The 20792-nt window shown below is 39.3% G+C and carries 17 protein-coding genes and 1 tRNA gene; 12 read left to right on the plus strand and 6 right to left on the minus strand.

What is annotated here, in order from left to right; translation table 11 throughout:
- Nucleotides 1-37: 37 nt before the first annotated feature.
- A complete protein-coding gene (locus I5515_RS15055; RefSeq protein ID WP_199968245.1) occupies nucleotides 38-1222 on the plus strand; it encodes a porin in 1185 nt (394 codons plus the stop codon).
- A 52-nt stretch (nucleotides 1223-1274) separates the two neighbouring features.
- On the opposite strand, the gene I5515_RS15060 is transcribed toward I5515_RS15055, so the two are convergent.
- Entirely contained in the window at nucleotides 1275-2255 is a 981-nt protein-coding gene (locus I5515_RS15060) for a LysR family transcriptional regulator (RefSeq protein WP_199968246.1), read from the minus strand.
- 103 nt (nucleotides 2256-2358) lie between these two features.
- On the opposite strand from I5515_RS15060, the gene I5515_RS15065 reads away from it, so the two are divergent.
- From I5515_RS15065 to I5515_RS15095, 7 genes are all read left to right on the plus strand, one after another.
- Nucleotides 2359-3471, plus strand: coding sequence for a tartrate dehydrogenase (locus tag I5515_RS15065; RefSeq protein WP_199968247.1), 1113 nt, complete (start codon nucleotides 2359-2361; stop codon nucleotides 3469-3471).
- Nucleotides 3472-3491: 20 nt separating this feature from the next.
- The gene (locus I5515_RS15070; protein ID WP_199968264.1) at nucleotides 3492-5144 is read left to right on the plus strand and encodes a BCCT family carnitine transporter; all 1653 of its coding nucleotides are present in this window, start codon (nucleotides 3492-3494) and stop codon (nucleotides 5142-5144) included.
- Between the two features lie 11 nt (nucleotides 5145-5155).
- Nucleotides 5156-6130, plus strand: a complete 975-nt coding sequence (locus I5515_RS15075; protein WP_199968248.1) for an alpha/beta hydrolase — start codon at nucleotides 5156-5158, stop codon at nucleotides 6128-6130.
- Between the two features lie 42 nt (nucleotides 6131-6172).
- On the plus strand, nucleotides 6173-7288 hold the full coding sequence (cntA, locus tag I5515_RS15080; protein ID WP_199968251.1) for a carnitine monooxygenase subunit alpha: 1116 nt from the start codon (nucleotides 6173-6175) through the stop codon (nucleotides 7286-7288).
- Nucleotides 7289-7352: 64 nt separating this feature from the next.
- Nucleotides 7353-8804, plus strand: a complete 1452-nt coding sequence (locus tag I5515_RS15085; protein ID WP_199968252.1) for an NAD-dependent succinate-semialdehyde dehydrogenase — start codon at nucleotides 7353-7355, stop codon at nucleotides 8802-8804.
- 50 nt (nucleotides 8805-8854) lie between these two features.
- The gene (gene cntB, locus I5515_RS15090) at nucleotides 8855-9811 is read left to right on the plus strand and encodes a carnitine monooxygenase, reductase subunit CntB (protein WP_199968253.1); all 957 of its coding nucleotides are present in this window, start codon (nucleotides 8855-8857) and stop codon (nucleotides 9809-9811) included.
- Nucleotides 9812-9968: 157 nt separating this feature from the next.
- Nucleotides 9969-10045: transfer RNA gene (locus I5515_RS15095), tRNA-Met, on the plus strand.
- Nucleotides 10046-10088: 43 nt separating this feature from the next.
- Here the strand turns inward: I5515_RS15095 and I5515_RS15100 are convergent.
- From I5515_RS15100 to I5515_RS15120, 5 genes are all read right to left on the minus strand, one after another.
- Nucleotides 10089-11117: a hypothetical protein gene (locus tag I5515_RS15100; protein WP_199968254.1), complete on the minus strand. Its 1029-nt coding sequence runs from the start codon at nucleotides 11115-11117 to the stop codon at nucleotides 10089-10091.
- Nucleotides 11110-12735: an NAD+ synthase gene (locus I5515_RS15105; protein ID WP_199968255.1), complete on the minus strand. Its 1626-nt coding sequence runs from the start codon at nucleotides 12733-12735 to the stop codon at nucleotides 11110-11112. The genes I5515_RS15100 and I5515_RS15105 overlap by 8 nt, the downstream gene beginning before the upstream one ends.
- 384 nt (nucleotides 12736-13119) lie before the next feature.
- Complete coding sequence (locus I5515_RS15110; protein WP_199968256.1) at nucleotides 13120-13680, minus strand: hypothetical protein; 561 nt, start codon at nucleotides 13678-13680, stop codon at nucleotides 13120-13122.
- A 181-nt stretch (nucleotides 13681-13861) separates the two neighbouring features.
- Nucleotides 13862-14314, minus strand: a complete 453-nt coding sequence (gene hemJ, locus I5515_RS15115; protein WP_199968258.1) for a protoporphyrinogen oxidase HemJ — start codon at nucleotides 14312-14314, stop codon at nucleotides 13862-13864.
- A gap of 18 nt (nucleotides 14315-14332) precedes the next feature.
- Nucleotides 14333-15562 carry a beta-ketoacyl synthase N-terminal-like domain-containing protein gene (locus I5515_RS15120; RefSeq protein ID WP_004641618.1) on the minus strand — a complete coding sequence of 410 codons (1230 nt, stop codon included), beginning with the start codon at nucleotides 15560-15562 and terminating at the stop codon, nucleotides 14333-14335.
- Between the two features lie 282 nt (nucleotides 15563-15844).
- Here I5515_RS15120 and I5515_RS15125 point away from each other — a divergent pair, with 282 nt between their 5' ends.
- From I5515_RS15125 to fusA, 4 genes are all read left to right on the plus strand, one after another.
- On the plus strand, nucleotides 15845-17164 hold the full coding sequence (locus I5515_RS15125) for an EcsC family protein (RefSeq protein WP_199968260.1): 1320 nt from the start codon (nucleotides 15845-15847) through the stop codon (nucleotides 17162-17164).
- Between the two features lie 200 nt (nucleotides 17165-17364).
- Nucleotides 17365-17739 (plus strand): 30S ribosomal protein S12, encoded by a 375-nt coding sequence (gene rpsL, locus I5515_RS15130; RefSeq protein WP_002050319.1) that lies wholly within the window; start codon nucleotides 17365-17367, stop codon nucleotides 17737-17739.
- 160 nt (nucleotides 17740-17899) lie between these two features.
- Nucleotides 17900-18370, plus strand: a complete 471-nt coding sequence (gene rpsG / locus I5515_RS15135; protein ID WP_004638185.1) for a 30S ribosomal protein S7 — start codon at nucleotides 17900-17902, stop codon at nucleotides 18368-18370.
- Between the two features lie 177 nt (nucleotides 18371-18547).
- The gene (gene fusA / locus I5515_RS15140) at nucleotides 18548-20686 is read left to right on the plus strand and encodes an elongation factor G (RefSeq protein WP_004641624.1); all 2139 of its coding nucleotides are present in this window, start codon (nucleotides 18548-18550) and stop codon (nucleotides 20684-20686) included.
- Nucleotides 20687-20792: the final 106 nt, after the last annotated feature.

The following is a 20792-nucleotide window of genomic DNA, read 5'->3' on the forward strand; positions in this document are numbered from 1 at the left end:
TCATGTTCTTATAACACTGAACAAGGATGTTGAAGACATGAAAAGGTCATTATTATTTTTAGGAATTTTAAGTTTAACTGCGGGAGCACAGGTTTCTGCTGCTGATTTGAGTTGGGGAGATCCCACGTTAGATTCGGGTCAATTTAAAGTTTCTGGCGCGGTACGTTCCCGTTATTTACATAAGGATTATGTGGTCGGGGCGAATGAAGGTTCTCAAAATGATGATTGGCGACTGTCTGATATTAAATTAGTTTTAGGTTATGAAAATCCAGATTGGATTGCAGGCCTAGATACTCGTTGTTATCAATATAATCGCTTGTGTGATGCAATTTTTCTAAAAAAAGCTTGGGCAGGTTATAAGCTATCTGACCAGCAAAGAATTACAGTAGGTTTACAACCCATTGATTTTGGTTTTGGCGAATTTTGGGGAAGTAGTTACTACGAAACACTTTTGAATACAGTGGGCTTAGAGGATATAGATAATCTGGGGATCAAATATAAATTTGCAGATGATAAATATAATTTAACCTTAGGGTTCTATCCAACGGATGGGGGGAATTTCAAAGGAACTTCAAAGGATTCAAGTCGATATAGCGGTAATTTTGTTGAAGCGGATGATTTGACTACAGGGACTAATATTAAAGAAAAGAATATGTGGATTGCTAGGGCCTCTAGAAAATTTGAACTTGATCAGGCTCAAAAATTGTCGACAGAGCTGGGTGGTTCAGTTTGGTACTCCGATTTAGAAAATAAAAGAACAAATGTAGATGGACATCGTAAAACATGGAATGTCTTTGCTCAAACGCAATATCAAGCATGGCAATGGATGTTTTTAGCGGGCAAGCAAGATGTCACGAATGGTGATGATTTGTTCCCTAATAGCTCAACCATTGGTGCATTTGATTATCCATACCAAGTCGCTAATAAGGGTAAATATTTGGTAAATGAAATTAATTACACCTTTGCTCAGCCATTCCATCAACTTACAAATATTAAGCCTTACATCTCTCATAGCCGCTTTTTTAAAGATGAGGATGGGTATAAAGACTCAGAACGTTTAATTGCCGGAGTTTATTTTAATTACAAGGCCATTGGTATTCAGGGTGAATATATTATGAGTAAAAATGACCCAATGGTGGGAGGTGGAGCGAATGGCCTTGCACAAGGTGGCAGTAATGATTGGGATAAATTATTTTATCTATCAATCGGATATTATTTCTAAAATTTAAAAGTTGTATATTGCCCTAAGTGAATAGGCCTCACTTAGGGCTTTTTTATAAAAATACTTTTTCTGGTGGTGGTTCTCGTTTAACTGCAGGTGAAATTAACTGTCCTCGGCTTAAATTTTGCACATGTTGTAAACGATTAAGTAATTCATTTTGAATAAACAAAATACAGGTTTGCAATTTAGATGAGCTTTTTAGCCGAGATGGATAAACTGCCCAGACGTCTGCATCTTGCCAATACTCAGGCAAAATGTGTTGCAGTTGTCCTGTAATTAATTCATCAGCAACATCCCAAATAGAGCGGAAAATAATACCGTGACCTTCAATAGCAAGTTGATGAATAATTTCGCCGTTATTTGAAACAAAGCGGGGTTTGACATGAACTGAGACATCTTCAGAAGCGTGTCTAAATTTCCATAGCACAGAAGATTGATCACGTTCACTAATGGTTAAACAATCATGTGATTGCAAGTCTTCAATGCTGTCTGGTACACCATGTTTAAGTAAATAACTTGGTGCTGCACACAAAATCCGAAAATTGGAAGTCAATTTTTTGGCAATCATGTTGGGGGCAATTTCATTACCAATTCTGATATCTAAATCAATACTGTGTTGAATCAGATCTTTAGTATTGTCGATGGTGTCAAAATGAATTTGTAGTTTTGGATATAGCATCATTAATTTAGACAGAATCGGGGCGATATGCTTTCTGCCAAAACCGAAGCTACTAATAATATCCATACGACCTGTAGGGGTGCTGAGTGGATTATTAACCAGTTCACATACTTCATCAAATTCTTCAAGAATATTTGAAACCCTCTCAAGGATGAGTTTCCCATCTTCTGTCAAACTGACATGACGCGTGCTGCGATGAAAAAGTTTGCAGCTTAAGGTGTTTTCTAAAATATTAATTCGCTTGCTAATAAAAGCTGGCGATGTCCCAAGTTCCTCTGCAGATTCGACAAAACTTTTTAGCTTTGCGACTGTACAAAAAACCTTTAAATCCGATAGGTTAGGTAGATTATTCACGATCCGTGTCCATTGGAGTGATAGTTCCGTTGTTGATCATTTTCGCTTAAAACATCATGTTTAAGTCATACAAGGATATTAGTCGAAGGTGTAAAGGAAGCTTATGGCAAAAAGATATAAAGTTGCCACGATTGCAGGCGATGGCATTGGTTTAGAAGTTCTACCAGAAGGCATTAAGGTTGTAAAGGCAGCAGCAGAGAAGTACGGTATTGAGCTTCAGCTCGATGCATTTGATTGGGCAAGCTGCGATTACTATCTTGAACACGGCAAAATGATGCCGGATGACTGGTTTGAAACGCTGCAAGGCTACGATGCAATTTATTTTGGTGCTGTAGGCTGGCCAGATAAAGTTCCTGATCACATCTCGCTTTGGGGATCTTTACTTCAGTTCCGTCGTCGCTTTGATCAATATGTGAATTTACGTCCTGTGCGTTTAATGCCAGGTGTGAAATGTCCATTAGTGGATAAAAAACCGGGCGATATCGATTTTTACGTGGTTCGTGAAAACAGTGAAGGTGAATACTCAGCTATTGGTGGTAAAGCATTTGAAGGTACGGATCGAGAGTTTGTGCTTCAAGAAGCTGTATTTACCCGTCATGGTGTTGATCGGATTTTGCGCTATGCATTTGAGTTTGCAAATCAGCGTGAAGCGAAAAAAATTACGGCGGCAACTAAATCAAATGGAATTGCTGTCAGTATGCCGTACTGGGATGAACGTGTTGATGCGATGGCAAAACAATATCCAGAGATTCAGGCAGATAAACAGCATGTTGATATTTTAGCAGCTCGATTTGTTTTACAACCTGAACGTTTTGATGTAGTTGTCGCATCGAATTTATTTGGCGATATCCTTTCTGATTTGGGTCCAGCTTGTACGGGTACTATTGGTTTAGCAGCATCAGCCAACTTAAATCCTGAAAGAAAATTCCCGTCTTTATTTGAGCCAGTTCATGGTTCAGCACCAGATATTTATGGCAAACAAATTGCCAATCCCATCGCTGCAATTTGGTCGGGTGCCATGATGTTTGAGTTCTTCGGTGAAGAGGACGAACGCTGTATTCAAGCTGGTCAAGACATTATGCAAGCCATTGAGGAAGTCTTGATTAATGGTCCAAAAACTGCCGATATTGGTGGTCAGGCAAAAACTTATGAGGTAGGAGATGCAATTGCATCGTGTGTAACCCAAACTAAAATGGACGTGTTCGCTATGGAATAACGTCATCCAAAAATGGATGTATTGATATGGATAATCAAAACTCAAAAATTTATACGGATAAGGTACTTGCCGTAACCAGCTTGCTGTTTGTATTTGTTTCAGTTGCTGGCTTAGCAATTTATTCGCAAGAGTCGATAAAGATTGCTGCAACATGGATGCAGTGGACGACATCGATGTTTACAACCCCTGTACTACTGTTTGCTTTTTTAGCCATTATTTTTACTTTTGGTCTCGCTTTTAGTAAATACGGCAAAATCAAACTAGGTGAGGGAAAGCCTCAATACAGCACGATGTCATGGATTTTCATGTTCATCTTGTCAGGTATTGGTTCATCGACACTCTATTGGGGGTTTCTTGACTGGGCATATTACTATCAGACCCCAGGTCTAGGTTTGTCACCAGAGTCAGCCGATGCCTTGAAATATAGTGTGGCCTACTCATTTTTTCATTCTGGTTTAAGTGCATGGGCAATTTATGCTTTGGCATCAATTTCTCTGTGCTACAGCTACCATGTGAGAAAGAATAAAGGGTTAAGTTTGGCTTCAGTGATTGAGGCTGTTACTGGCTTTAAATCAACCGGTGTGGTTGGTCGTTTAGTCGACCTGATGTTCTTGCTCTGTATGTTTGGTGCCTTGACGATTTCGTTAGTACTCACCGCCGTGACATTTACCAATATTTTGTCGCAGCTTACAGGCATACCGAATACCTTTATGACTAAGGTCATCATCATTCTCGGCGTTTCAGTCTTATTTGCACTGAGCTCTTACGTTGGTATGGACAAAGGCATGCAGCGTTTAAGCCATCTGGTGTGCTTCGGTGTGGTGCTATTCGCAGTTTATGTGCTGTGCTTTGGTCCAACGCAATTCATTTTGAATAACTCATTGATGAGTTTTGGGTTAATGGCAACCAACTTTGTGGATATGAGTTTGTTTACTGACCCAATGGGCGATGGCAAATTTACCCGTGAATGGACTGTATTTTACTGGTTATGGTGGATTTCATATGCACCGGGTGTTGCACTGTTCGTAACGCGTGTTTCTAAAGGTCGTACCATTAAAGAAGTGATTTTTGCCATGGTGATTGGTGGCAGTGTCGGTCTTTGGTTCATCTTTGGTGTATTTGAAAACTACAGTGTTTATAGCTTTATTCATGGGGCCGTTAATGTCCCACAAATCTTAAGCCAACAAGGTGGTGAGGTTGCGATTGGTCAATTACTCAGCCTGTTACCTGCTGGAAAACTAATGATGTGGATTTTCCTCGGCATTATGGTGGTGTTCTTAGCAGCACATATGGATGCAGTTGGCTATGCAGTTTCAGCAACATGTACACGCGGTTTAAGTGAGGGGCAAGATCCATCGCCAAATGCTCGTTTATTCTGGTGTGTCATGCTGACTTTAGTCCCAATTGCCATGATTTTTAGTAAAGCGCCTTTGGACACAATGAAAACAGCAACCATTGTGACGGCTCTACCGTTCATTGTGATTATTCTGATTCAAACCTATGGCTTGGTGAAGTGGCTCATTCAGGATTATGCCAAAGTCCCATCGCATTTGATTGAACAACAAGGTTATGATGATACAGAAATTGGTTTAAACCAGTCTCAAGATGAACATGCAAAAAGGATGCAGCTTGAGCTTGCAAGCTCAATCAAACTGGACAGAAAAACCAGCTAGAGGGAACGGTAATGACGAAATGTGAACAGAACACTTATGCCTTAAGTGAAGAAATGCAAAGCCTCGTGTATTGGAGCAGCATTTACTCACCAGCAGATGCAGATATCGACTCAATTCGTGCAGCATATGATGCAATGTGTCGACACTACACTTTGCCACGTGATGGCAAGATCGAAGTCGAAGATCGATTTGTTGCAAATCAAGAGCATCAAGTTCCTGTTCGCGTGTATTTACCAAAAACAAATCGACCTGATTCAGGTTGGCCATGTGTGTTGTATTTCCATGGTGGTGGCTGGATGGTCGGCGGGCTTGATTCACACGAATTTATTACAAGTTATCTCTGCCAAGATTTGAATGTTGCGGTCATTAGTGTGGATTACCGCATGGCGCCAGAGCATCATTTTCCAGCAGCTTTTGAAGATTGTTTAGCAGTTTATCAATGGCTTAAACAACATGGTTCTGATTGGCAGATTAATAGTGAACGTATTGTGTTGGCAGGTGATAGTGCAGGCGGTAACTTGGCAACAGCCCTTGCAGTGGAACTACAGCATAGTGGTTTGCAAGCGCAAGGACTGGCATTGGTTTATCCATGCTTAAGCACTGCACTTGATACACCATCTGCACAAAAGCATGGACATGCGCCGTTACTCACAACGGAAGATATGCATTTTTATTTAAAAGAATATGCACCGAACTCACAAGATTGGCTGGATTTACGTCTAGCGCCTTTATTGGCAACTGATTTTTCAGATATGCCTATGAGTTTCGTAGCAGTAGCTGAATATGATCCTTTAAGTGATGACGGTTATCTCTTTACCCAAAAATTGGAACAAGCAGGCATCCCTAACGAGTTCCATTTAGGCAAAGGTTTATTACATGGCAGTTTACGTCTTATGCGGGATTGCCCAGAAGTTCAACATTTATATCAAAACATGCTTGGTGCGATACGTCGCATGTTTGGCAATGTTGAAAAAACATCAATTTAATATCGAGTCATTTGGACGAAAAGAATTTAATGGAGTAAGAACATGAGTGCAGTTGAAAAATTACCTGAAGATTTTTGTGCAAACCCAGATGTTGCATGGACTTTCCCTAAAGTTTTTTATACTTCATCACAAGTTTTTGAGCACGAAAAAGAAGCAATCTTTGCTAAAAGCTGGATTTGTGTTGCACATGGCAGTGAGTTAGCACAGCCGAACGACTATATTACCCGTAAAGTAATTGGTGAAAATATTGTCATCATTCGTGGTAAAGATAGTGTTTTACGCGCGTTTTATAATGTGTGTCCACACCGTGGCCATGAGCTTTTGAGTGGTAGCGGTAAAGCAAAAAATGTAATTACTTGCCCATACCATGCTTGGACTTTCAAGCTAGATGGTAGCTTGGCTTTGGCACGTAACTGTGACCATGTTGAGTCTTTCGATAAAGAAAACTCAAGTATGGTGCCTTTAAACGTTGAAGAATATGCTGGCTTTGTTTTCATTAATATGGATGAAAATGCAACTTGTGTAGAAGATCAGCTTCCTGGTTTTGCTGAGCGTTTAAATCAAGCATGTAGCGTGATTAAAGATTTGAAACTAGCAGCACGTTTTGTGACAGAAACTCCGGCAAACTGGAAAGTGATTGTTGATAACTATTTAGAGTGTTATCACTGTGGACCAGCGCATCCTGGCTTTGCCGATTCGGTTCAAGTTGATAAATATTGGCATACCACACATCAAAACTGGACACTGCAATACGGTTTTGCTCGTTCATCAGAAAAGTCATTTAAGCTTGATCCATCGATAACTGATCCAGAGTTTCATGGTTTCTGGACTTGGCCTTGCACCATGTTTAACGTACCACCGGGCAGCAATTTCATGACGGTTATCTATGAGTTCCCAGTCGATGCCGAAACGACTTTGCAACATTACGATATTTACTTCACGAATGAAGAACTGACTCAAGATCAGAAAGATTTGATTGAGTGGTATCGTAATGTATTCCGTCCTGAAGATTTAAACTTGGTGGAAAGTGTGCAACGCGGTTTGAAATCACGTGGTTATCGTGGACAAGGTCGTATTATGACTGATAAACAACGTTCAGGAATTAGTGAGCATGGTATCGCTTACTTCCAAAACCTAGTAGCGCAGCATCATAAATAAAAACAAATGGATTTATTCAGGTGTAATGATGAATTACACCTGATTCTTCAGTTAGGAAGATGATATGTCGAGTTTACAAAGCACTGAATTATTTCAGCAACAAGCCTATATTAATGGGCAATGGCTAGCTGCACAGTCGAATGCGACGGTTCCGGTAAGTAACCCTGCAACAGGCGAAGAAATTGGCACAATTCCAAATATGGGAGCGGCAGAGGCGACACAAGCAGTCGAAGCTGCCTATACTGCTTTACAAAGTTGGAAAGCTTTAACGGCTCAAAATCGTGCAGATATTTTATTAGCTTGGTACAAACTGGTTATTGATCATACCGATGAACTTGCTTTGATTATGACCATTGAACAAGGCAAGCCTTTAGCAGAAGCAAAAGGTGAGGTGCGTTATGCTGCATCATTTATTCAATGGTTTGCTGAAGAAGGCAAGCGTATTTATGGCGATGTGATTCCAACCGTAAATAACCAACAGCGTTTTATTATTAGTAAAGAACCTGTAGGAGTCGTGGCTGCGATTACGCCGTGGAACTTCCCAATTGCCATGATTACCCGTAAAGCAGCTCCAGCTTTAGCAGCAGGATGTACGGTTGTCATTAAGCCAGCAAATGAAACACCATATTGTGCTTTAGCGATTGCAAAGCTTGCAGAAAAAGCAGGTATTCCAGCTGGCGTGATTAATGTCGTTACAGGTAAATCTCAAGAAATTGGCTCTATATTTACTTCGCATGAAAAGGTGAAAAAATTGACCTTCACTGGCTCAACTCCAGTGGGACGCTTACTCATGCAGCAGTGTTCAAGCACTATTAAAAAATTGGCGCTTGAGTTGGGCGGTAACGCGCCTCTGATTGTATTTGATGATGCCGATTTGGATAAAGCTGTACAAGGTGCGATTTTTGCCAAGTTCCGTAATGCAGGCCAGACTTGTGTTTGTGCTAACCGTATCTATGTACACGACAGTATTTATCAGGCATTTGCTGAAAAATTTGTACAAGAAGTACAGAAGTTTAAAGTCGGTAACGGTTTAGAAGATGGCGTACAAATTGGCCCTTTAATTAATGAAAAAGCAGTTTTAAAGGCACAGCAGCTTATTGATGATGCAGTCAGTAAAGGAGCTAAAGTCTCATGTGGTGGTAAACAGCATGCATTAGGGCAAACCTTCTATGAACCATCAGTTTTAACCAACGTCGACCGTACAATGCAAATTGTACAAGAAGAAATCTTTGGTCCTGTTGCACCACTGATTCGTTTTACAGATGAGGCAGATGTAGTTGCTCAAGCAAATGACACTATTTTTGGTTTAGCTGCTTATGTTTATAGTGAAAATATTTCGCGTTTATGGCGAGTATCTGAACAGCTTGAATATGGAATGGTCGGCATGAATGCCACTGCAATTTCTAATGAAGTCGTTCCTTTTGGCGGTGTTAAGCAATCGGGTGTTGGACGTGAAGGTTCAAAATATGGTCTTGAAGAATTTATGACTATTAAATATATGTGTTTGGGGCTTTAAGGATCAGCCCCTTTATGAAAAAGAAAATGCGGTAAAAGAAGGATTTTAATATGGCGAGTCATTATGAAATGTTCCCAGCAGTTGTTACTCATGTGGAACAGCTAACCCCTTTAATCAAACGCTTTACGTTCAAACGTAAAGATGGGCAGAACTTTCCTCGATTTAGTGGGGGGAGCCATATTATTGTCAAGATGAATGAGCAGCTTTCTAATGCCTATTCACTCATGAGTTGTACGGAAGATTTATCTACTTACCAAGTTTGTGTCCGAAAAGATGCGGAAGGTAAGGGCGGATCGATTTTCATGCATGATCAGTGCAATGAAGGTTGTGAAATTCAGATTTCGGAACCAAAAAATTTATTCCCATTAGCTGAAACAGGAAATAAACATATTTTAATTGCAGGCGGAATTGGAATTACTCCATTTTTGCCTCAAATGGATGAGCTTGCTGCACGTGGTGCAGAGTTTGAGCTGCATTATGCTTACCGTTCGCCTGAACATGCAGCATTGCTCAATGATTTAATGCAGAAACATGCAGGGCATGTATTTAGCTATGTTGATTCTGAAGGTTGTTCGCTTGATCTCGACAAATTGATTTCATCACAGCTTAAAGGCACACATGTCTATGTATGTGGTCCAAAACCAATGATTGATGCTGTGATTGATTGTTGTAATAAGCATCGTTACCGCGATGAATATATTCATTGGGAACAATTTGCCTCAACAGTTCCAGAGGATGGCGAAGCTTTTACAGTGGTTCTTGCCAAGTCTAATCAGGAAATTGAAGTACAAAGTAATCAAACGATTTTACAAGCGATTGAGACATTAAATATTGATGTTGAATGTCTATGTCGTGAGGGCGTTTGTGGTACTTGTGAAACTGCGATTTTAGAAGGTGAGGCTGAGCATTTTGATCAATACTTAAGTGATGCAGAAAAGGCCTCACAAAAGAGTATGATGATTTGTGTATCCCGGGCAAAAGGTAAAAAATTGGTATTAGACCTTTAATATATTTCTGTGGTCGATCAATTATTTAAAATATAAACTTGCTAAAAAATAAACAAATAAAGGTGAACTGAATCTTATTTGTTCATTTGATGGAATTTAATAGTTTTGAACTCTTGACCTGTTCTGTAGAACTATAGATAATGCGCACACAGTTTACGGCTATGTAGCTCAGTTGGTTAGAGCACCGCACTCATAATGCGGGGGTCACAAGTTCAAGTCTCGTCATAGCCACCATTTTAAAAACCATGCTCATGCATGGTTTCTTTTTATCTGTTTTTTACTCATTAAAATGTTTTTCAATAATATCGAGTGTTTTTGAGCCTTGATAAAAAGGAGCTAAAATGGCTTGAAGTAATGGTTCTAAAATACCGTGCTCATTAAAGACATTCATGACCTTAGGGTAAAAACGTAAAGCCTCAGTTTGTAAATCAGTTTCAGTTAAACCAATTTCACTTAATACTTCAAATAAACTCTCGTCTTTATAAAAGTCATAAAAAACTTCTACACCATACAAAATAAGATCTTGCATAAATTGTGATTGGCGTAATTCTTTCCAATATTCATAAATTAAAACAAAGAACTCTTCAACATCAAGAGGAGTTAACTGTTTCATAAACTCATACATTTTTTTATATCTAAGATCTTCCCAGATATGGCGTATTAAACTCTCTAAATCTTCACTTGATAAAAGACTTAGCTCTGTTAATTGCTCATGAATAAAACTAGCAATCCAAGTTTCTAGCTTATGTTCAATACGTTGTTGTTGTAAAAAAGAGAATTTTTTTAACTTATGTTGCCATTCAAAATGGTAGTCATTCACTGTGGAGGCAGACAGAAATTTTGGTAATTTTTGTTCTAGGGTGGAAGTCGCAATATATTGGCAAAGCTGTTGGACTGATGGGCTGGTTCTTAAAAATTGATTGAGATAATGAGGAATATGTTCCATTTCTAAAAATTTGGATAGCCACATTTCAAATTGGTGGTCAGATACCAAATCTTGTAACTGAATTGGAGACTTCATAGCCGATAAATAAATACGCTGTGCAATTTCCCCAATAAACTCAAGCAAGCCTGCACCGAGTTGCATTTCAAAAGCATAGCGTTTCACAACGGCTTGTAATTGTTCTAAATCTACTACTTCATGAAGTTTGATTTCATCGGCATGTTGCATAAAAAGTTGAATGAATTGCCGGAAATAAATAGGTGAGTTTTCTATGGATAATTGTTTTTTGAAAAATTCCACCTGCTCAAGCAAAAGTGCTTGAGCAAGTGTTGTAGTTTTTGATGAGTGCGTGTGCTCAGTCATTCGCCGTCCAACCGTTGACAATCGGGTAACGTCGTTCACGGCTAAATGCACGAGAGGTAATTCTCGGACCAATAGCACCTTGGCGACGTTTGTATTCATTACGATCAACTAAACGGATAACTTTTTCAACTACTTCTTTATCAAAGCCTTTAGCAATGATATCTGCCTGACCTAAGTCTTCTTCAATATAAGCATAAAGAATAGCATCGAGAACATCATAAGCAGGTAAAGAGTCTTGATCTTTTTGGTCTGGGCGGAGTTCTGCTGAAGGCGGACGAGTAATTACACGTTCCGGAATAACAGGAGTTTCGCCTAAGCTATTACGATATTTCGCTAATTCGAATACGATGGTTTTATAAACATCTTTAAGAACCGCAAAACCACCGACCATGTCACCATAAAGGGTACAGTAACCGACTGAAAGCTCAGATTTATTACCTGTAGCCAGTACTAAATTACCAAATTTATTTGATAGGCCCATAAGTAATGTGCCGCGAGCACGTGCTTGTAAATTTTCTTCAGTTGCATCTGCTGGAGAGTTGCCAAAGAAAGGATACAAGGTTTGCAGGAAGCTATTTACAACTGAATGTATTTCAGCAATACCGAAAGTCACACCCATACGACGAGCTTGTTCTGCTGCATCTTCTACACTAATTTGGGAAGTGTATGTATATGGCATCATTACGGCTTGTACTTTTTCTGCACCGATTGCATCAACTGCAATTGCGAGTGTAAGAGCAGAGTCAATACCGCCAGATAAACCTAAAATTACACCAGGAAAACCAGAGCGCTCGACGTAATCACGTGTTGCTAGAACCAAACCTTGATAAATCTCTGCAAAGGTTTCTAAAGCTGGGGCTGATTCTGTGACTTTAAATAATTTGTTTTTCTGGTCAAATTCAGCAAAATAAAGGTCTTCTTTAAAGCTTGGTGCTTGTAAAGCAATTTCACCATTTTTATTACTGACAAAGCTTGTGCCATCAAAAATTAAATCGTCTTGTCCGCCTACTTGGTTAACGTAAACAATGTTCAGATGAAGTTGTTTTGCAAGTTCACTCAAGGTTTGAACGCGATGTTGTGGTTTACCAACTTCATATGGAGATGCGTTAAGTACAAGAACAGTATCAACATTTAATTGGCTTAACTGTTTTACTGTATTAATTGACCAGATATCTTCGCAAATCAATATGCCAAACTTATGTCCAAGATACTCAAACACCAAATGCTGATGGCCTTCTTGGAAATAACGCTTCTCATCAAAGACGCCATAGTTTGGTAAATTATGCTTATTAAAGACACCCAAAACTTGACCGTCTTTCATGACAGCAGCAGAATTATAACGTTGACCATCTGCTGTCTGGTTCACAAATCCGAAAACCATGACAATATCTTTAACTTCAGCAAGTTGAGCAAAAGCCTTTTGCATACGTTTATTTAAATTTGGACGTAACAGTAAGTCTTCAGCTGGATAACCAATAACAGAAAGCTCGGGAAAAATAATCAGGTCAGCGTCTTGTTTTTTCGCCTGATTTACTTGCTCAATCATCTTTTTGGTGTTTGAGTCAATATTGCCAATATGCGGAGAAAACTGAGCAAGGGCAACTTTAAAACTTTTCATTCAAACCTAATCCTAGATCATAACGAATATAGATACACACAGTGTTGATTTTTATAGATATAATTTTTCAACGATGTGTATGTACGATAATAAACAATTAAAATAGTAAACAAAAATGTCAAGATCAATAATATATACCAATCACATATTTTCTGCGTAAAAATAACGAGATTTTCTGTATAGAATAGAAACAGGCTTCATTATTTTTATTGTTTGTATACTGCCTTATCACAAGCCAATTTGGAATAAGCGCGTTATATTTTTTTCAATAATTTGAATTAAATAAGAGTTATTTCCTGGTTTAGGTAAGTATTTCTGATTTATAAGAATTCTCATTTACATTAAGCAAAAAATGTTACTTTCAAAGCAATACTGATTATTTAGTTACAAATGAAGTTGGGGAGAACAGATAATATTCGGGATTTTTCCAGAGCAAATGTCACGGGCAATTTCGCCTTGTTGCTCAATGTTATATGAACTAAACGCCTTGTGAGGAGAGTAAGTATATTTATAAGGATTGTAATTTTTAAAGCTCAGATAATAGGCCGATTGCAGCAATGCACCTTTGAGTAGTACGCGAATACCTTTTTGATATTGCATGACATGAGTGAGTTCGTGAATAAAAATACCCTGCATAAATTTAGATTCTAGAGCGTAATTTTCACTGTAATCGGAAGGATTGACATAAATATTTCCATTTGGTGCCATAAAAATACCGCAAGATTGCCAAGGGAGATAACGAGTAGCAATAATTTTAGGTTGTTCACAATTGAGCATGTCGCCGAAAACGAGTTGTGCTAATACTTTTTCTTGAGTTGTTAGATGTCTGATGGGATAGTTTTTTAAGTGACGAAAAATAAAAAGTGTAAGAAGTATAAATTGTTGTTGGGTTGAGCGTTTAAGGGCAGTAAGGATGAGCATAGCTTTGCCATTAAATGAGTTCATTTATTTCTTTAGGATAGTATAGATTACTCATAGATAAATAAAGGGTCAAACTTGCTCATTGAGTATAACTTTAAAGAGAGTATTGATTTTATGCTTTTGATTGGATAAAGCTAAATACATGAATAACGCTGCGAGTTTTATTGTCTAAAACAGAGATCATTTGGAAAAGCAAAAGCCCCAGTTAAAACTGAGGCTTTACGACAACTAAAATCACTACAGCAAATAAAATTAAGGTTGGCATTTCATTAAAGAAACGCCAGAACTTATGTGATTTATAGTGAGCATTTCCGATAAGTTTTTTACGGTAGTAGCCACATACTAAATGGTAAATGACTAATAACGCTACTAAAGCAACTTTAAGGTAAAACCATGTTGCCTGATGGTAATGTCGAGTTGCATCGCCCCACTCTACAAGAAAGTGGGCGGTAATTAATGTGGCAATCATAGACGGCCACATAATTCCGCGATACAACTTACGTTCCATTACTTCAAAGCGTTGATGACTAGCTGCATCTTCACTCATGGCATGGTAAACATATAGGCGTGGTAAGTAGAACAAAGCAGCGAACCAACAAACCACAGCAATAATATGTAATGCTTTTACCCATAAAAAAGCATCAGAGGGTGCATCCATCGATAATCCTACGTGGAATTATGCATCCCACTTCTTGAAAATGAGGCAAGCGTTAACACCGCCAAAGCCAAAACTGTTACTCATTACAGTATTCAATTTTGCATCACGTTTTTCAAGTACGATATCAAAAGGTTTTGCGCCCTCATCTAGTTCAGTCACATTGATGTTTGGTGCGATAAAGTCATTTTGCATCATTAGAACAGAGTAAATAGCTTCTTGTACGCCAGCTGCACCTAAGCTATGACCTGTCATAGATTTAGTTGAGCTAAGAGGAGGTACATTGCCTTCGCCAAATGCACGTTCCATTGCTTTAAGTTCTGTAATGTCACCAGCAGGAGTAGATGTACCATGTGTATTTACATAGTCAATTTTGTCTACACCGTGTTGCTTAGCTTCTTCAAGTGCCATTAATACACAACGTGTAGCGCCTTCACCACTTGGAGCAACCATGTCTGCGCCATCGCTATTTGCAGCATAACCAACGACTTCAGCTAAAATATTGGCACCACGTGCTTGAGCGTGTTCAAGTGATTCAAGTACGACAAAACCACCACCGCCAGCAATAACGAAACCATCGCGGTCTGCTGAGTATGGACGAGATGCTGTTTCTGGAGTTTCATTGTATTTCGAGCAAAGTGCACCCATTGCATCAAACAATAAACTTTGAGACCAGTGATCTTCTTCACCACCACCAGCAAGCATAAGGTCTTGTTTGCCAAGTTGAATGAGGTTGTATGCATAACCAATTGCGTCAGCAGAAGTTGCACAAGCACTTGTAATGGTGTGAGCAATACCTTGCAGTTTGAATGCAACACCTACGTTTGCAGTAATAGTGTTTGACATGTTACGTGGTACGAAGAAAGGTCCTACTTTACGGGCACCTTTAGTCTCTAAAAGCTCTGTCATTTCAACAACAGATGCGGTTGAACCACCACCTGAACCGCCTGCGATACCGTAACGTGGATTACCACCGATTTGCTCAGCAGTAAGTCCAGCATGTTCAACAGCAGCTACAGCGGCATTGTAAGCGTACATTGCACATACGCCCATAAAGCGTTTTAACTTACGGTCAATATGATCAAAATCTTGTTCTGCAGCAGCGCTGACATGACTTTTAAAATTGAGTTCAGCATAAGTTGGGTTAAAACGTGTCCCGGAGATTCCATTTTGAAGTGAATGAGTAACTGCTTCTAAAGAGTTACCGATACATGAGTTAATACCCATACCAGTGATTACAACACGTTTCATCTACAGGTCCCTTTATGGTGATATTAAGAGTCTATCGTGATCAACAGCTATGATAGCTGTAAGAAAACAAGACTCATGTTTTTTCGTTGTTAACATGATAGCAGAAAGGATTTTTATTTCTTATGGCAAATCTTTATGACAATTTTACATTTAAAAAAAATAACTAAATACATGGTATGGTGCATTTGGAGTTAACTAAAATACACACATTCAAGTTGAGATAAATCCACATTCCACCTAGTATTTATGTCTATTAGATAAATTAAAAAATCGAGGTACTTGATGACAAAATTTAATAATAATCAATCTGACAATTTGTTTTCTCAGGTCTTCGGAGTGGCTAAAAAGCTCAGTTCTACAGGATTGAGTATCTTGCAACAGAACCAATCAGGTAATGTAAGTAAGGTAATTGAACCAATTCCAACTGGTAAAACGGTTGAAGGTAAATCGAGAACAAAAAGCCCATTTGAGGTTGAGCAATATGATAGTCCTCAACAAATGCTACGAGAACAATTGCCGAAAGTAACTCGTCAGGTTTTTGGGCGACATTTTACAAAAGTAAATGGTGTGGCGACATTTCTTTCCCCAGATTGGGATGAAAAAATCTCAGGCTATTTATTTGATTGGCTGAATGACTTTAGTTCAAAAAGTACCTTAACTGAAAAAATCTTAGAAGAAGCAGGTGCTAAAGATTTATTTGAACTCACTAAGGATACGGGTCGTTCTCAACGTTTAAGTCAGGCACTCATTGAACAAAATAAATTAATTGCGACCATACAAGGGGCAATCACTGGCGTTTCAGGTGTAGTGGGTGCTGCTGTAGATATTCCTGTTTCACTTGTCTTGGTTTTAAGGACGATTTATCAGACAGGAAGATCACATGGCTTTGATCTTTTGGAAGTCACAGATCAAGATGTTGTCGAGTTTATTTTTAAAGAAGTCGATATTAGTTTGATTGCCGAAAAGCAGACGCTATTGTTAGCTTTAAAAACATTACGAAATATGTTGGAAACGCAAGATATTCACCAATTTCAGCAAGTGTTAGGTTCAACTACTGACCTAGATACTTTAAAGAACTGGTTAGTTGATGAAGACGGAGAGTTTAAATGGGGGTGGTTAAATCGTATTCCGAAACTCTCAGCCTTTAGTAAAGTTACACCAGTTGCTGGTGCTGTTTTAAGTGCTGTATACAGTTGGAAACTACAAGAAGATGTAGGTCATAAAGCCCAAGCCATCTTTGGTGCTGCAAGACATTATTTAAATGAACATCCAAGTGAGCATTTATCTCCGCTACAGGCTTATTATGCTGCGGTTACACTCATCCAGAAGGCCAGTCCACGTCTTTTAAATGTTGGTGAAGATGGTAATATTCATGCTGCACATCATCATAAAGTAGAAAATCATGATGTAATTTCAAAAGTATCTATAGTCTTAAAGCCTACTGAAAGTAAAAAGAGAGAAGAGAAAATTCAGGAAAATGTTCATCAAGGTCTCGAGCAACTTGCCGATAAACATGTAGAGGAACATGAGCATACTGAGCAAAAACCAGCTTTAACTCCTGAGGAAGATGAAGAAGCGTTGGATGATAAAAAATACTCTTAACAATACGCTTACAAATAAGAGGTTTAAAAATAAAATCTGAACTCTATTTAAATTTGTAAGTTATCCTGTCAAAGATTGATATGGTCAACATTTGGTAAGTATTGCCATGTTGACCATTTTTGCATCTTAGCTTACAATTATGTGCCCTTAAAAAGAGGTATTTTCTTTTTAAGGTTTTTTAATAACGGGAGAATTGCCATATGGCAACAACGAATCAGTTGATCCGTAAGGGTCGTACGACTTTGGTTGAAAAATCCAAAGTTCCTGCGTTGAAGGCTTGTCCACAACGTCGTGGTGTTTGTACACGTGTTTATACAACTACACCAAAAAAACCTAACTCAGCTATGCGTAAGGTTTGCCGTGTTCGCTTAACTTCAGGTTTTGAAGTATCTAGCTACATCGGTGGTGAAGGTCATAACCTACAAGAGCACAGTGTTGTTCTTATCCGTGGTGGTCGTGTTAAAGACTTACCAGGTGTACGTTACCATACCGTTCGTGGTTCATTAGACTGTGCTGGTGTTAAAGATCGTAATCAATCACGTTCTAAATACGGTACTAAGCGTCCTAAGAAGTAATTCTAGGAAACTAGTCCAATAAGCCCTTTAGCGTTTCGCTTGTTTGAATTCTTCATAGATTTGTAATTCAAGCGACGTATAGTAAGGCCAGCGTCGTGTACATGACACTTGTACAAACTGCTGGATTATCCTGAAGTGTCATATTATTAGGTGTATTAAAATGCCAAGACGTCGCGTAGTCGCTGCTCGTGAGATCCTTCCAGATCCAAAATTTAGCAGCCAAACAATCGCTAAATTCATGAACCACGTAATGCAAGATGGTAAAAAATCTGTTGCTGAAGGTATCGTTTACGGTGCTTTAGAACGTGTTCAAGAAAAAAACAAAGTAGACCCAGTTGAATTTTTCGAGACTACTCTTGAAAAAGTTCGTCCTATGGTCGAAGTAAAAGCACGCCGTGTTGGTGGTGCTACTTATCAAGTACCTATGGAAGTACGCCCATCCCGTCGTACTGCCTTAGCAATGCGTTGGTTAGTAGATGCTGCTGCTAAGCGTTCTGAAAAAACGATGGCTTTACGTCTTGCTGGTGAGTTGCTTGATGCAGCTGAAGGTAAAGGTGCAGCAATCAAAAAACGTGAAGACGTGCATCGTATGGCTGAAGCCAACAAAGCCTTCTCTCACTACCGTTTCTAAGCGGATAAAACAGTCCCTAATCAGGAGAATATTCATGCGTACAGCAGCTCGATTCAACATTGCTCTTTATCAAAGTGGGAGCTTTGCGGGTATTTAAGTTGCCTGCTTGGATATTTGTACGCATCAATTTAATTGATGCGTCCTGTTTTAAATATAACATTTAGGAATGTAGACATCATGGCTCGCCAAACCCCAATTAGTAATTACCGTAACATCGGTATTTCTGCGCACATTGACGCAGGTAAAACAACTACAACAGAACGTATTTTGTTCTACACAGGTGTATCTCACAAAATTGGTGAAGTACACGATGGTGCAGCAACAATGGACTGGATGGAACAAGAGCAAGAGCGCGGTATTACAATTACCTCGGCTGCAACAACTTGTTTCTGGTCTGGTATGGGTAACCAATTCGAACAACACCGTATCAACGTAATTGACACCCCGGGACACGTAGACTTCACGATCGAAGTTGAACGTTCTATGCGTGTTCTTGACGGTGCGTGCATGGTTTACTGTGCAGTTGGTGGCGTACAACCTCAGTCTGAAACTGTATGGCGTCAAGCAAACAAATATAAAGTGCCTCGTTTAGCATTCGTGAACAAGATGGACCGTACTGGTGCAAACTTCTTCCGTGCTGTTGAACAAGTTAAAACTCGTTTAGGTGGTAATCCTGTACCTATCGTTGTGCCAATCGGTGCAGAAGATACGTTTGCAGGTGTTGTTGACCTTATCGAAATGAAAGCGATTATCTGGGATGAAGCATCTCAAGGTATGAAGTTTGAATATGCTGAAATCCCAGCTGACCTTGTTGATACGTCTAACGAATGGCGTACCAAAATGGTTGAAGCTGCGGCTGAAGCTTCTGAAGAATTAATGGACAAGTACCTTGAAGAAGGTGATCTTTCTAAAGAAGAGATCATTGCAGGTTTACGTGCTCGTACATTAGCTTCTGAAATTCAAGTAATGCTTTGTGGTTCAGCGTTCAAAAACAAAGGTGTTCAACGTATGTTGGATGCTGTGATTGAATTCTTACCATCACCTACAGAAGTTAAAGCGATCGAAGGTATCCTTGACGACAAAGACGAAACTAAAGCGTCTCGTGAAGCATCTGACGAAGCTCCGTTCTCTGCGTTAGCGTTCAAAATCATGAACGACAAATTCGTAGGTAACTTAACATTCGTACGTGTTTACTCTGGTGTTCTTAAACAAGGTGATCCGGTTTATAACCCAGTTAAATCTAAGCGTGAACGTATCGGTCGTATCGTGCAAATGCATGCGAACGAACGTCAAGATCTTGATGAAATCCGTGCAGGTGATATCGCAGCGTGTGTAGGTCTTAAAGACGTTACTACTGGTGATACATTATGTGATGAGAAAAACATCATTACACTTGAGCGTATGGAATTCCCAGAGCCAGTAATTTCATTGGCTGTTGAACCAAAAACTAAAGCTGACCAAGAAAAAATGTCAATTGCTTTAGGTCGTTTGGCGAAAGAAGATCCATCGTTCCGCGTTCGTACAGACGAAGAATCTGGTCAAACAATTATTGCTGGTATGGGTGAGCTTCACCTTGACATCATCGTTGACCGTATGAAGCGTGAATTCGGTGTTGAAGCGAACATTGGTAAACCAATGGTTGCTTACCGCGAAACAATCAAAAAGACTGTTGAGCAAGAAGGTAAGTTCGTTCGTCAAACAGGTGGTAAAGGTAAATTCGGTCATGTATATGTTCGTTTAGAGCCTATGGATGTTGAAGAAGCTGGTAAAGAATACCAATTCGCTGAAGAAGTTGTCGGCGGTACTGTACCTAAAGAATTCTTTGGTGCGGTTGACAAAGGTATTCAAGAACGTATGAAGAATGGTGTATTAGCTGGTTACCCTGTTGTGGGTATCAAAGCGACATTATTCGATGGTTCTTACCATGATGTCGATTCTGATGAATTGTCGTTCAAAATGGCTGGTTCGTACGCTTTCCGTGACGGTTTCATGAAAGCAGATCCTATCCTTCTTGAACCAATCATGAAAGTTGAAGTAGAAACTCCAGAAGACTACATGGGCGATATCATGGGTGACTTAAACCGTCGTCGTGGTATGGTTCAAGGTATGGATGATCTTCCTGGTGGAACAAAAGCAATTAAAGCAGAAGTTCCATTGGCTGAGATGTTTGGTTACGCAACTCAAATGCGTTCTATGTCTCAAGGTCGTGCGACTTATTCTATGGAATTCGCTAAATACGCTGAAACTCCACGTAACGTGGCTGAAGGCATCATCGCTAAGTTCCAGACTGGCGGTAAAAAAGGTGACGACGAGTAATCTTTCGATTACTATAAGCCCAAACTAATTCTTAGTTAAAAACCAAGCGCTCGTGCAGTGACCCTGCATGAGCAGTTTATAAAGGAAGATCATCATGGCTAAAGCC

Source organism: Acinetobacter calcoaceticus (assembly GCF_016508255.1).
In the GTDB taxonomy this organism is placed as follows: domain Bacteria; phylum Pseudomonadota; class Gammaproteobacteria; order Pseudomonadales; family Moraxellaceae; genus Acinetobacter; species Acinetobacter calcoaceticus_E.